Source organism: Ensifer sesbaniae, from assembly GCF_013283665.1.
Taxonomy (GTDB): domain Bacteria; phylum Pseudomonadota; class Alphaproteobacteria; order Rhizobiales; family Rhizobiaceae; genus Ensifer; species Ensifer sesbaniae.
The window spans coordinates 2792452-2805643 of the sequence record NZ_JABEKU010000001.1; the positions used below are offsets into that span (position 1 = coordinate 2792452).

Here is a 13192-nt window from a genome sequence, read left to right on the forward strand (position 1 = left end):
ACATTACTTTCATCGCATCTCTTTAACAGCCTAATGCATGTCTCCTTAAATCGACCTCGATTTAAGGACGAAGACATGCAGCAAATCAAAGTCCTACAGCGACCTTTGCGCGTCTGATAAGACGCGCAAAGGTCGCTGTAGCCGAAATCGACTGAAAACCCAACGAAATTGACTAAACCCATAAGGAGAACACCAGTGATTTCAAAGACCCATCGCCTGCTTTCGCTCTCCACCGCCGTTTTCCTGGCGACGACCGCAATTGCCGCAGCCGAGCCGAGCGCCGAGCTCATCGAAGCCGCCAAGAAGGAAGGCATGCTGACCACCATCGCCCTGCCCCACGACTGGTGCGGCTATGGCGACGTCATCGCCTCTTTCAAGGCCAAGTATCCGGAAATCCAGGTCAACGAACTGAACCCTGACGCCGGCTCCGCTGACGAAGTCGAGGCCGTCAAGGCCAACAAGGACAACAAGGGTCCGCAGGCTCCTGACGTCGTCGACGTCGGTCTCGCCTTCGGTCCGCAGATGAAGGCCGAAGGCCTGCTGCAGCCTTACAAGGTCTCCACCTGGGACGAAATCCCCGATACCGTCAAGGACGCCGAAGGCTACTGGTACGGCGACTACTACGGCGTGATGTCCTTCCTCGTGAACAAGGACCTCGTCCAGAACACGCCGAAGGACTGGGCTGACCTGCTGAAGCCGGAATATGCCGGTCAGGTCGCTCTCGCCGGCGATCCGCGTGCCTCGAACCAGGCGATCCTCGGCGTTCTCGCCGCCGGTCTCGCCAAGGGCGCGAAGGCGGGCAAGGAAGCCGGTGAGGCCGGTCTCGGCTACTTCGCCGAACTGAACAAGGCCGGCAACTTCGTTCCTGTCATCGGCAAGTCCGGCACGCTCGCCCAGGGCTCTACCCCGATCATCGTCGCCTGGGACTACAACGCCCTCGGCTGGGGCAAGACGCTTGCCGGCAACCCGCCGACCGAAGTCGTCGTTCCGGCCAGCGGCGTTCTCGCCGGCGTCTACGTTCAGGGCATCTCGGCCTATGCGCCGCACCCGAACGCCGCCAAGCTGTGGATGGAGCACCTCTATTCCGACGAAGGCCAGCTTGGCTGGCTGAAGGGCTTCTGCCACCCGGCTCGCTTCAACGCCATGGTCAAGGCCGGCAAGGTTCCGCAGGAACTGATCGACGCCCTGCCACCGGCTGCGTCTTATGAAAAGGCCTACTTCCCGACGCTCGAAGAAGTCGACGCCAACAAGGCTGCCGTCACCGGCGGCTGGGACGCCGTCGTCGGCACGAACGTCCAGTAAGCCTTTCCACAGAGATGTCGCCCCGACCGGTTTTCCGGTCGGGGCACTTACGTTATTCGTAAGGAATTCAACTTCTTAGAACACCAATAACGCCCGCGTCGACAACGCGGCTTCAGGGGCGCGAACGGAATGTCATCTGCTAAACCCGACGCCAGCCCGCCGGCGCGTCGCCTGCCGCTTCACTGGCTGGGCATCGTGCCCTTTGCCGCCTTCGTGACGCTGTTTCTGATATTGCCGACGATGAAGATCGTGGTCGGTGCCTTTCAGACGCCGGACGGCAGCTTCACCCTCGACAACATCCGGGGCCTCTTCACGCCATCCATTCTTGCTGCCTATTGGATCTCCATCAAGATCAGCATCGCCTCGGCGCTTCTCGGCTGCCTGATCGGCTTTGCCATGGCCTCGGCCATCGTCTTCGGCGGCTTGCCGAAGGGCATCCGTGGCCCGCTTCTGACCTTTTCCGGCGTCGCCTCCAACTTTGCCGGCGTGCCGCTCGCCTTCGCCTTTCTCGCGACCCTTGGTCCAGTCGGCATCCTCACCGTCTTCCTGCGCTCGAACTTCGGCTTCGACCTCAGGATGCTCGGCTTCAACCTCCTGTCCTTCTGGGGGCTGACGATCACCTATCTCTTCTTCCAGATCCCGCTGATGATCCTGATCATCACGCCGGCGCTGGACGGACTGAAGCGCGAATGGCGCGAGGCCGCCGAAATCCTCGGTGCCACCGGCCCGCAATACTGGCGCATGGTCGCCTTCCCGATCCTGCTGCCGTCGTTGCTCGGCACACTGGCGCTCCTCTTCGCCAATGCCTTCGGCGCGGTTGCGACCGCCATCGCGCTCACCGGCTCGTCGCTCTCGATCGTGCCCATCCTGCTCTTCGCCCAGATCCGCGGCGACGTGCTCGGCAATCCGCATCTCGGCTACGCGCTCGCCTTCGGCATGATCGTCGTCACCGGCATTGCCAACGCGATCTACATCTGGCTCCGCGCCCGCAGCGAAAGGTGGCTGAAATGAAGAAGATCTGGGCCTGGGGCGCCCTCCTTTTCAGCCTCCTCTATTTCACCCTGCCGCTCATCGGCATGACCAACTTCTCGCTGAAGATGCGGCGCGGCGAATATTCCTTCGACGCCTACGGCAAGGTCTTCACCGATCCGCGTTTCCAGGAGACCTTCACCTATTCGGTGATGCAGGCGCTGTTCACCATCGTCTTCGGCGTGCTTCTCGTCGTACCGACCGCCTATTGGGTCCGGCTAAAGCTGCCGCGGTTGCGCCCCGTTATCGAGTTCATCACGCTGTTGCCGCTGGTCATTCCGGCGATTGTCATCGTCTTCGGCTATATCCGGCTCTACAACACCTCGAGCTGGCTGCCGCTGACCGGCACGGTCACCGGTACCAACATCCTCTTGATGTTCGGCTATGCGACGCTCGCCTTGCCCTACATGTACCGCGCAGTCGATACCGGGCTTCGGACCATCGATGTCGCGACGCTTACCGAAGCCGCCCAGAGCCTCGGCGCCGGATGGGCCACCATCCTGGCAAAGATCATCCTGCCGAACGTGCTCGTCGCGGTACTGTCAGGCGCCTTCCTGACCTTCGCCATCGTCATTGGCGAGTTCACCATGGCGGCGCTCTTGAACCGGCCGGCCTTCGGCCCGTACATGCAGCTTCTCGGCGCCAACCGCGCCTATGAGCCGGCCGCACTCGCCGTCATCGCATTCGGCATCACCTGGGGCTGCCTCGGCCTCATCCAGCTCGTCTCGCGCTTCCAGAAAAGCGCGCCTCCCAAGGCCTGAGGACCACACCCATGAGTTTCCTGTCACTCACCAGCTTAAAAAAATCCTTCGGCCCCGTTCAGGTCGTGCACGATTTCAACATGGACATCGAGAAAGGCGAGTTCGTCTCCTTCCTCGGGCCTTCGGGCTGCGGCAAGACGACGGTGCTGCGCATGATCGCCGGCTTCGAGACGCCGACCAGCGGCAAGATCGTCATCAACGGCCGCGACCAGAATTCGCTGAAGCCCAACCAGCGCAACATCGGCATGGTGTTCCAGGCCTATGCGCTGTTTCCCAACATGAACGTGCAGGACAACGTCGCCTTCGGCCTGAAGGTCGCGGGCGTCGACAAGTCGGAGATCGAGGCACGGGTGAAGCAGATGCTCGGGCTGATCAAGCTCGAGCATCTGGCGGACCGCTTCCCCTACCAGCTCTCCGGCGGCCAGCAGCAGCGCGTGGCCCTTGCCCGCGCCATCGCGGTCAAGCCGCAGGTGCTGCTGCTCGACGAGCCGCTTTCGGCGCTCGACGCCAAGATCCGCGTATCGCTGCGCGAGGAAATCCGGCAGATCCAGCAGCAGCTCGGCATCACCACCGTCTTCGTCACCCATGACCAGGAAGAGGCCCTGTCGATCTCCGACCGCATCGTCGTCATGAATGCCGGCCGCGCCGACCAGATCGGCACCCCCTTCGAGATCTACAACACGCCGTCAACGCGCTTCGTCGCGTCCTTCGTCGGCACGCTGAACATCATCGAGGGCAAGGTCACGGATCCCGCTTCCGGATCCGTGACGATCGGCAACCAGCAGGTGGCGCTCAAGGACCCGATTGCCGGCATGAAGGGCGGCGACAGCATCTCGCTGGCGCTGCGTCCCGAAGCGGGCTCGATCGCCGAAGGCGCGAAGGGCGATACCGCACTTGCCGGCGAGGTCGTCTCGACCAGCTTCCTCGGCTCGGTCATCCGCACGCGGCTGCGCGTCGGCGGCGACGTCATCTCCTTCGACATGTTCAACAATCCGGGCGTCACCCCGCCCGTCTCCGGCGACAACGTCACGCTGCGCTTCGCCGCCAAGGATCTGCTCGTCATTCGCGAGTGAGCGAGCCGGACGTCACCGGAACGATTTCTTCCGATGACGTCGGTCTCTGGAAAAATCTGTCGTGATTTCCGCTGTTTTCGTCGCGACCTGCGTTTGACCGCGCACGGCCGAGCTATATAGTCGCGATGTTCTCAGGGCGGGGCGAAATTCCCCACCGGCGGTAGCGGCCGAAAGGCCGGAGCCCGCGAGCGCCTTAGGGTTTTACCCTGGGGGTCAGCAGATCCGGTCGAATTCCGGAGCCGACGGTCACAGTCCGGATGGAAGAGAGCAAGCAGGAACGTGGGCCCCGCGACGGGACCCACGCGCATGCATGTTCGCCCGACGGGATCATTGGAAACGCCAAACCCTGAAAGGCTTGAGACCATGACCATTCTTTCCCACCCCGCCGCCAAGATCGCGATCGTCCGTGCCCGCTGGCATGCCGATATCGTTGACCGCTGCGTCGATGCCTTCGTCGCGCAGTGGACGAAGCGCGGCGGCTCGGCCGCCGATGTCGAGATCTTCGACGTGCCGGGCGCGCTCGAAATCCCGCTGCATGTGCAGGCGCTGGCGAAGACCGGCCGTTACGCCGCAATCCTCGGCACCGCCTTCGTCGTCGACGGCGGCATCTACCGCCATGACTTCGTCGCCGGCACCGTGCTTGACGGCATGATGCGCGTACAGCTCGACACCGATGTGCCGGTGCTTTCCGCGGTGCTGACACCGCACAATTTCCAGGAAAGCGAACCGCTGATCGCCTTCTTCCGCGAGCACTTCGTCGTCAAGGGCACGGAAGCGGCCAATGCCTGCGCCCAGATCCTCGACGCCCGCGCCAAGCTGGCACTGGTCAACGCCTGACAGGGCGAGATCGCCAGACGTGCGGCTGCCCCTCATCCGGCTGCCGCCACCTTCTCCCCGCCAGCGGGGAGAAGGACACGCTTGGCGCGCTCGGCGCCTCCCGGTAGGCAACCGTTAAAGCCGCATTCACGGCGTCAACCACAACCATCCCGGCCAGCGGTGGATCGCGTCCCCTCTCCCCGCCTGCGGGGAGAGGGCTACAGCGCCGCGCGTCTTTTAAGACGCGCTAAGGTCGCTGTAGCACTTTGAATCGCTGCATAATTTTGTCCTTAAATCGATTCCGATTTAAGGAATTATGCAGTCGGGTGAGGGGCAATCCCACGCGAAAGCTGAACGGCCGCCCCCTGCTTGAATCAACCTCTGAAGCGCCTGAATCAATCCGGCAGCTCCAGCCAACAAACCCTTGTTTCGACTCCCGAATCCCGCCTACGGCACCAGCTCACCCATGCAGGCTGCGCTCCAGCGCCGCCATGCGGTGCCGGTGCCCTGCCACCTCGTAGCCGACGATGGTGACGACAGGCGCCAGCGTCAGGATGATCAGGCACGCCGCCATGTCGAGTCCGGCCATCGCCGCGGCCACGGAGGTCACCAGCACCAGCGCCGTGCCCGCGAGCAGCCAGAGATGCAGCCGATCCGTCTGCTGCAGCAGATAGGCGTACATCGCGTAGAAAAGGCCTATGTAGAATGCGACGGGCACCGCGACCGTCAGCACCGTTGCAACCGAGCCGATATGGGCCTTCTGTTCGATATAATAGGCCGCCACGTGCAGCCCGGCGCCGGTTGCGACGATCGATGCGAAGATCGGCATGTGGCCATAGCCCCAGACGAAAGACCGCTTGAGACGGTGGTGGTGCAGAATCTCGGCGCTCGGCAGCAGGAAATAGATCCACCACATGCCGAAGGTGAGGCCCGTACCCGCGAGGCAGACGAGCGCGACGTCGAGGTTCCAGCCCGCGCCCTCGACCACGGCGGAGATTGAGGCAACCGTGCCGACCACCCCCTCCCCGAGTGCGATGATCGCAAGCAGCCCATAGCGCTCGGCGATGTGATGCGCATGCCAGGGCGTTCCGCCATACCGCGTCTCGGCGATATAGGGACCGAGCATCTCGATCGCCGTCAGCACGACGACCATGGCAAAGGTCACCGCCAGCGAGAAGTCGAAGAAGATCAGCACGATCCAGCCGAGTTGGGCGGCGCTGATCGCCTTCACATAGACCATGCACGCCTCGCGCCGCGCCGGATCCTGCCGGCTGGCGCGCAGCCACTGGGAGACCATCGCCACGCGCATGACGACATAGCCGAGCACCATGACGCCGTTGTTGAGGTGCTCACCCTTGTCGATCGACTCGAACATCGGCGGCAGGCCGATCGCCAGGATCAGGACGCCGACCATCTGCACCATGGTGACGCTGCGAAAGATCCAGTCGTCCGTGTCGTAGGCCGAGGCGAACCAGCTGAAATTGATCCAGGCCCAGCAGATGGCGAAGGTGGCGAAGCCGAAGCCGATCAGCCCGGCGATGAAGTGGCCCTCGGCGAAGAGATGCGCCAGCTGCGAGGCGGCAAGGCTGAAGGCGATGACGAAAGTCAGGTCGAACAGAAGTTCGAGCGTCGTCGCCGTCCTGTGGTGTTCCTGCGTGTCACGGCCCCTCATGCGCGAGACATGGTGGTGCGCGCCTTGATGCGGCCCGGTCGAGGTTGTTTCAGTCATGCAGCGGCGCCTTTCATTTGACGATCCGAAAGAATGTTCAAATATTTGCCGAAGCTTCGTCAAGACGACGGACAGCCCCCGAACATGAAAACGCCCGGCATTGCTGCCGGGCGTCTCGTCACGATGCCTGAGGGAGGATCAACGGGCGTCGCGAGATCAGTTATGCCTTGATATACGTGAGCGGGATGCGGGCGGAAAACCGCACACACGTTTGCTATCCCGCTCTGGCAGCATCCAGCCGATCGATCGCCTCGACATTGCCGGCCGAAGGGCCGTTCGGGTCGAATTCGGACGCGAGCCAGGTATCGACGATCGACTTCGCCAGTTCCGGGCCGATGACGCGGGCGCCCATGGTGATGATCTGGGCGTTGTTCGACTTCGCCGCACGCTCGGCCGAATAGGTGTCGTGCGTCAGCGCTGCGCGAATACCCGGCACCTTGTTGGCGGAGATGCAGACGCCGATACCGGTGCCGCAGAACAGGATGCCGCGATCGTGCTTGCCCTCGACGACCTGCTGCGCCAGCTTCTGCGCGAGATCCGCATAGTAGCCGGCCTGGCTGAGGTCCACGATCTCCACGTCGTCCCTGCCCGCAAGATGGGCGGCGATCACATCCAGCAGGGGCTTGCCGGCACTGTCCGCCCCGATTGCAATCTTCATGACTGTTCCTTCCGTTCTTGAGGATCTGCCGCTGCCGAAGGCTCAGATCGCCTTCGAGACACGCTGCAGAATGTCGAGATAGCCAGTGACGTCCCAGGCGGAGCGGCCGATGAAGAGGCCGTCGATATGCGCCTCACTGATCAGTTCTTCGCAATTGCCGGGATTGACGCTGCCGCCGTAGAGAACCGGCACGCGCCTGCCGAGCGCCGCTTCCGCCACATCCGCGATGCGCTTGTGGCGCTCGTCGGCATAGTCTGATGTCGCCGGAATGCCGTTGACGCCGATCGCCCAGACGGGCTCGTAGGCAAGCAGGATCGTCGCCGCCTTCGCCTCGCCTTCGATGAGCGCCAGAGCGCCCTCGACCTGGCGCTTCAGCACCTGATCCGCCTCGCCCGCCTCGCGCTCGGCAAGCGTCTCGCCGATACAGATCAAGGGTACCAGGCCATGGCGCACGGCGGCCGCCGTCTTCAGGCCGACGGTGCGATCCGTCTCGCCGAAATGCTCGCGCCGCTCGCTGTGGCCGAGCTCGACCACATCGAGGTTGCAGTCTTTCAGCATCAGTGGCGATACCTCGCCGGTCCAGGCGCCGGCATCGTCCCAATGCATGTTCTGCGCGCCGACCTTGACGCTGGTTGCGGCAAGCCGCGCCTTGACCTCACGCACCGCCGTGAAGGGCGGAATGACGAAGCGCTGGATGCGTTCGTCACGCGCCGCGTCCGCAGTCTTGAGACCGTCGGCGAAGGTCATCGCCTCGGCCAACGTCTTGTTCATCTTCCAACTGGTGCCGACCCAGAGCCCGGACTTGCTCATGCCTTCTCCTTGCGATTGTCGACCCTGACCAGCCGAATACCGGCTTCGTCGAGCGGTGCGGCATGCTCCTGCGCAACTTCAGCGCCGGTCAGCACCGCATCGAAGGCATCGAGCCCGGTCAGGAAATGGAGCGCCGAGCGCCCGAATTTGTCGTGATCCACCAGCAGGTATTTGCGCTTGGCCGCCTTCACCATCAGGCGCTTGGCCTGCACCACTTCCTGGTCCTGGTGGAAGGCGGTGGTCCCTTCGATCGCCGAGCTCGAGAGAAAGGCGATGTCGACACGCAGCGACCGCAGCGCCTCATCGGTGACGATGCCGAAGAAGCCGTTGAACTTCTTGCTGTACTGCCCGCCGAGCGCGATGACGTTGATGCCCGCCGCACCCGAGAGGCTGGTGATCACGCCGAGGTTGTTGGTGATGACCGTCAGCGGGCGGATGTCGCGGATGCAGTCGGCGATCGCGCCCGTCGTCGAACTGTCGTCGATCAGGATGCTCTGCCCCGGTTCGACCAGCCCGGCCGCATATTCGGCGATCCGCCGCTTTTCGACGGTGGCGATCTTTTCGCGGTAGCGGAAGTCGCTTTCGAATTGCGGGCTCGACTGGATCGAGGCGCCGCCATGAACCTTGCGCAGCAGGCCCGCCTGTTCGAGGTCGTCGAGATCACGATGCACCGTCATCTTGCTGACGCCGAAGCGCAGTGACAGGTCTTCGACGGACGCCGTTCCGGCCTCCATCAGCACATCCATGATCGCCTGTCGCCTGTCTTCCGGCTTCATCGTCTCGGTCCCGATTTCACGCAGCCCCGGCCACGCCCACCGTGAGAAGATAACACCTATTTGTGATATTTCAATTTATAACGCGTGATTTTGTTATCTTTCAATGTGATTTTTCTGTGCGATTGAAGCCCGTGTCGATGTAGGGCTCCCAGAACTCGACCGACTCCCGGATCATCGCGACGACGTTGTGGTCGGTCGGCTCGCGCTCGCGGAAGGAAAGCTCCAGGCAGATCTCGTTATCGGTGCCGCCTCCGGCCCTGACCGCGCCGATCAGCTTCTCGGGCGTGATGCGGCCGTCCCGGTTATAGGCGGCGGTAAACGGCCAGTGGCCGCCCTTGTTCATCGACGACTGCTTGATGTGGATGATCGGCGAACGCTGGGGGAAGGCGCCTGCCCAGGCATAGGGGTCGATATCGTCAGGATTGTCGGAGGTGACGTCGCCATGGTCGATATCGACCATCATCTTCATCGGGATCGGGAGCTGGGCCTCCGCCAGCCGCCGGTCGAGCCTCCGGCATTCCTCGATCGTGTGGCCGAACTCGCGGCCGACCGACATCGGTTCCCAGAACACATAGGAGAGGCCCGCCGCCTTGCCGTGCTCGGCCACCTCACGCCAGCAGTCGATGGCGATCCGCATCATCTCCTCGCGCCGCGCCGGATCGTCGTAGTCCCTGAGCGTGAAGATCGCGAATTGCGTGCCCATGCCGGAAGCGCCGAGCTCGGCGGAGATATCGGCAAAGGTCTTGAACCAGTCGACATAGTAGCGCCGCACGTCCGGGTCCGGATGGCCGAAATGGTTGAGCCGGCCATAGGGCCCGGTCATGCCCGATGTGATCTTCACGCCGGTGCGGTCGAGCGCCCGGCGGAACTGCCGGACGGTCTTGGCGATCGTTGCCGCCGGCCAGCCGGGATTGACGAATTCATGGGTGAGCTGCACGTAGCCGATGCGGATCTTCTCGGCGATCGTGTCGATCAGGTCGTCCGGCTCGGCAAAGCGGTTGACCAGCGGATTGGTGTTGAGCGACAGCGTGAAGGCCACGATCGGCTCCTCTTACCAGGTAAATTTCGGAAGGATGAAGTCGGGGCTGGCGCCGTGCTCGGCAAAGAGCTTGCGGCGCTCCTCGTCCGAGGCGTGCTCGAGTATCCCCGTCGTCACCAGAACGGAATGGAGCCCTGCCTTCGCCGCACCGGCGATATCGTGCTCGATGCTGTCGCCGATGGCGCAGACCCGCGTTGGATCGGGGTGACCAAGGAAATCGAGCGCTGACGCATAGATGTCGGCGAAGGGCTTGCCGATCCAGCGCACGCTGCCGCCAAGTTCCTCGTAGAGTTCGGCAATGCGTCCGGCGCCGAAGGCCGTGCCCATCTTCGTCAGCATCACCTTGTCGGGATTGGTGCAGAGGCACGGAACGCCGCGCTTTGCCGCCGGCGCCAGCAGCGCCTCGTAGTGGGAAAGCGGATAGACATCGCCCTCGCTCGCGGCAAGAAGCACGAAGTCGGCGTCCGCGCCGCTCGCCGTGCGTTCGAGATCGAGCCCGGCCAGCGGCGAAAGATCACCGTCGCGGCTGATCAGCAGGCACTTGCGCCGACCGTCGCTCACGTCCTCGCCTTCCCGTTTCAAGATCTGCCAGGCGACTTCGCCGGAGGTCAGGAACCAGTCCCAGCTCCCCGAGACGAAACCGAGATCGACAAGGCGGCGGTCGTTTTCCGCCGAGCGCTTACCGGAGTTGGAGAGGATGATGATGCTTTTTCCCGCATCCTTCAGCCGCACCAGCGTTTCGACCGCTTCCGGATAGGGCGCGCGGCCATCGCGCAGCACCCCGAACTGGTCAATCAGGAAGGCATCATAGCGCTCGGCAATGGCGCTCAGCCTGTCGATGGCTTGGGCTTCCGTCACAGCACACCCGCCTTTCTGGCGCCGACCAGCGCCAGCCGCGCTGTCCCGGCGGCCGCCTCCTCGGAGAGAACCGGCAAGAACGGCACACCGAGCTTGCGCGCCCGGATCGCCGTCCAGGCCGCATTCTTCGCACCGCCGCCGACGCTGCGCAGCGACCGGAGCGCCGGCCCGCCAAGCGAGGTCAACCGCCGATAGGCAAGGCTCTCGACCCCGGCGATGCCTTCGAAGATCGCTTTGAGAAAGGCTGCATCGTCGGCCGGCCGCGGGCTCATCCGCGGCGGAAAATCGGGATCGGCGACCGGGAAGCGCTCACCGGGGTTCACCAGCGGATAATAATCGAGCCCGGTATCGACGGACGGATCGATCCCGGCCGAAAGCGCTGCGATCCGCTCCGGCGAGAAATGTTCGGCCAGTACCACGCCGCCGGTATTGGATGCCCCGCCCGCAAGCCACATCTCGCCGATGCGGTGGCTGTAAAGCCCATATTCCGGCGCAAACAGCGGGCGGTCCGAGAGCATCTTCACCGTCAGGGTCGTGCCGAGGGCGCTGACGCCGTCACCCGGCTGATCGGCGCCCGTTGCCAGGAACGAGGCACATCCGTCCGTGGTGCCAGCAACGACCACGAGATCGGCCGATAGGCCGAAGGCTTCGGCAGCCGCGGGACTGATCGCAGCGACCGGCGCTCCGGCCGGCATCACATCGGGCAGCAGATCGACACGCGCACCGGTCTTTTCGATCCACTCCGGCCACGACCGCGATACCGGATCGTAGCCGGTCTTCAGCGCGTTGTTCTCGTCGGAGACGTCATAAAGCCCGGTGAAATGTCCGGCGAGCCAATCCGCCTGGTGGATCACCCTGAAAGTGCCGGGCACGGACTGAAAGGCGAGAAGCTTGGCAAGCCCGGATGTGGCCCCATGCGCAGCACTCTCCCGCGGCGCATGGGCAGAAACCGCATCGAGAAAAGCGCGATCGGCAACCGGGTCGTTGTACATCATCGGCGTCGCCAGCGGCGCGCCGCTTTGGCCGACCGGCAGCATCGTGCCCGAGGTGCCGTCGATCGCGAGAGCGCGAACCGTTTGTCTGTCGATGCCGCCGAGCGTTTCCCCGAGTGCCGCCTGCACCGCCTTCCACCAACCGCTGGGGTCGCGATGGTCGTCGGAATAGGACGAGAGCTTCGCCGCACCCGACGCGACGACGGCGCCATTCGAAGCCATCGCGACGGCACGCGCACCCGAGGTGCCGATGTCGATGCCGACAACGAGCTTGCGATCGTCGCCGCTCATTGCAGCACCTGCCCGGCGCGGTTGAGTTGCTGGCGATACTTTTCCGCGTCCCAGCCGAGGAGCTCGGCGTTTTCCGCTTCCGTCAGGTAGCGCAGCCGCGCATCCGCCGGAATGCGTGCCGTCACATCGGCAAGGCACCGCGCCATGGCGAGGGCTCCGGCGGAAACTTCCTTCTGCACCAGCACGCCCTTGCCGGGGAAAAGCAGGAGTGGCGGCAGGCTCTCGCCGGCCGCACGCCGCTTCGCCTCGATCGAAAGGGCAGTGTCGCTGGGGGCGGCCACCACAACGCCCCTGCCGAGAAAGATCACATGGTCAGGGTAGAGGCTACCGCCGGCGGCGAGCCGGCAACTGTCGAGATCGGCCGCGACCGCATGCAGAAAAGGATCCTCCGGCAGCCGATAGTCGCTATCGACGGCAAGCCGCGAAAGCGCCGCCAGATCGGCCGTCGGCGCCTGCCGCCTCGGCCCGGCCAGGCGGCGCGTGATGTCGGTCAAAAGGCTCGCCGCATCCGCCACGGTTTCGGCGGCGACGACGAGACCATGGTTGCCGAGGACCAGCACGGAAGTATTGTCCTCAAGGCGTTCGCTGATTGCCTTGGCAAGCGGCAGTCCCGGCCGGGCATAGGGTACGAAGACATGCGGAAAACCGGCAAGCCGCTCGGCGGCAATCGCCGCCCCATTCGTCTGCACCGCCGTCGCGATCGTCTCGACGCAATGCACGTGCACCACCACCTTCTGTGGCATCAGCGCATGCACCGTCGTTTCGATCGAGGGGCGCAACCCCGAGGGGTTGCGCTCGGCAATGACGAAATCCTGGGCCTTCTCGGTCGCCGGGTCGTCGCGCTCCAGCGCATCGAGCAATGGATCAAGCGCCACCGGCACCATGACGTCGCGCTGGCGGGCTTGTGCCAGCCACAGGCCCGAGGCCTTGATCCAGAGCGTGCCGCCCTCCTTGATCGATGTGTTGCCACCTGCCCCCTGCACCAGCAGCGGATCCGATCCGACACGGGCCGAAAGATCGAGAAGCGCTTCAAATTCCAGACTTCGCATCCCGGTCCT

General features: G+C 63.9%; 13 protein-coding genes and 1 riboswitch. Of the genes, 5 read left to right on the top strand and 8 right to left on the bottom strand.

Features of this window, described 5'->3' with window-relative positions:
* The first annotated feature begins 195 nt into the window (after positions 1 to 195).
* The 5 genes from BHMPCIPO_RS13580 (at position 196) to BHMPCIPO_RS13600 (ending at position 5002) form a co-directional block, all read left to right on the top strand.
* The gene (locus BHMPCIPO_RS13580) at positions 196 to 1302 is read left to right on the top strand and encodes an ABC transporter substrate-binding protein (protein ID WP_173517235.1); all 1107 of its coding nucleotides are present in this window, start codon (positions 196 to 198) and stop codon (positions 1300 to 1302) included.
* Positions 1303 to 1431: 129 nt separating this feature from the next.
* The gene (locus tag BHMPCIPO_RS13585) at positions 1432 to 2313 is read left to right on the top strand and encodes an ABC transporter permease (RefSeq protein WP_173517236.1); all 882 of its coding nucleotides are present in this window, start codon (positions 1432 to 1434) and stop codon (positions 2311 to 2313) included.
* On the top strand, positions 2310 to 3092 hold the full coding sequence (locus BHMPCIPO_RS13590) for an ABC transporter permease (protein ID WP_173517237.1): 783 nt from the start codon (positions 2310 to 2312) through the stop codon (positions 3090 to 3092). The genes BHMPCIPO_RS13585 and BHMPCIPO_RS13590 overlap by 4 nt, the downstream gene beginning before the upstream one ends.
* A gap of 11 nt (positions 3093 to 3103) precedes the next feature.
* The gene (locus BHMPCIPO_RS13595) at positions 3104 to 4165 is read left to right on the top strand and encodes an ABC transporter ATP-binding protein (RefSeq protein ID WP_173517238.1); all 1062 of its coding nucleotides are present in this window, start codon (positions 3104 to 3106) and stop codon (positions 4163 to 4165) included.
* Positions 4166 to 4288: 123 nt separating this feature from the next.
* A riboswitch (FMN riboswitch) is annotated at positions 4289 to 4438 on the top strand.
* 90 nt (positions 4439 to 4528) lie between these two features.
* Entirely contained in the window at positions 4529 to 5002 is a 474-nt protein-coding gene (locus tag BHMPCIPO_RS13600; protein WP_173517239.1) for a 6,7-dimethyl-8-ribityllumazine synthase, read from the top strand.
* Between the two features lie 439 nt (positions 5003 to 5441).
* Here BHMPCIPO_RS13600 and BHMPCIPO_RS13605 read toward each other — a convergent pair whose 3' ends face one another.
* The 8 genes from BHMPCIPO_RS13605 to BHMPCIPO_RS13640 all read right to left on the bottom strand — a co-directional run bounded on the left by BHMPCIPO_RS13605 (position 5442) and on the right by BHMPCIPO_RS13640 (position 13183).
* Positions 5442 to 6710 (bottom strand): low temperature requirement protein A, encoded by a 1269-nt coding sequence (locus BHMPCIPO_RS13605; protein WP_173517240.1) that lies wholly within the window; start codon positions 6708 to 6710, stop codon positions 5442 to 5444.
* Between the two features lie 214 nt (positions 6711 to 6924).
* Positions 6925 to 7368 (bottom strand): D-erythrulose-4-phosphate isomerase, encoded by a 444-nt coding sequence (derI, locus tag BHMPCIPO_RS13610; RefSeq protein WP_173517241.1) that lies wholly within the window; start codon positions 7366 to 7368, stop codon positions 6925 to 6927.
* Positions 7369 to 7410: 42 nt separating this feature from the next.
* The gene (locus tag BHMPCIPO_RS13615) at positions 7411 to 8178 is read right to left on the bottom strand and encodes a triose-phosphate isomerase (RefSeq protein WP_173517242.1); all 768 of its coding nucleotides are present in this window, start codon (positions 8176 to 8178) and stop codon (positions 7411 to 7413) included.
* Positions 8175 to 8954, bottom strand: coding sequence for a DeoR/GlpR family DNA-binding transcription regulator (locus tag BHMPCIPO_RS13620; protein ID WP_173517243.1), 780 nt, complete (start codon positions 8952 to 8954; stop codon positions 8175 to 8177). Before BHMPCIPO_RS13620 ends, BHMPCIPO_RS13615 begins: the two co-directional genes overlap by 4 nt.
* 100 nt (positions 8955 to 9054) lie before the next feature.
* Positions 9055 to 9993: a sugar phosphate isomerase/epimerase family protein gene (locus tag BHMPCIPO_RS13625; protein WP_173517244.1), complete on the bottom strand. Its 939-nt coding sequence runs from the start codon at positions 9991 to 9993 to the stop codon at positions 9055 to 9057.
* Positions 9994 to 10005: 12 nt separating this feature from the next.
* Positions 10006 to 10851, bottom strand: coding sequence for a TIGR01459 family HAD-type hydrolase (locus tag BHMPCIPO_RS13630; protein WP_173517245.1), 846 nt, complete (start codon positions 10849 to 10851; stop codon positions 10006 to 10008).
* Positions 10848 to 12134 carry an FGGY-family carbohydrate kinase gene (locus BHMPCIPO_RS13635; protein ID WP_173517246.1) on the bottom strand — a complete coding sequence of 429 codons (1287 nt, stop codon included), beginning with the start codon at positions 12132 to 12134 and terminating at the stop codon, positions 10848 to 10850. Before BHMPCIPO_RS13635 ends, BHMPCIPO_RS13630 begins: the two co-directional genes overlap by 4 nt.
* Positions 12131 to 13183, bottom strand: coding sequence for a class II aldolase/adducin family protein (locus tag BHMPCIPO_RS13640; RefSeq protein ID WP_173517247.1), 1053 nt, complete (start codon positions 13181 to 13183; stop codon positions 12131 to 12133). Before BHMPCIPO_RS13640 ends, BHMPCIPO_RS13635 begins: the two co-directional genes overlap by 4 nt.
* Between the last annotated feature and the right edge of the window lie 9 nt (positions 13184 to 13192).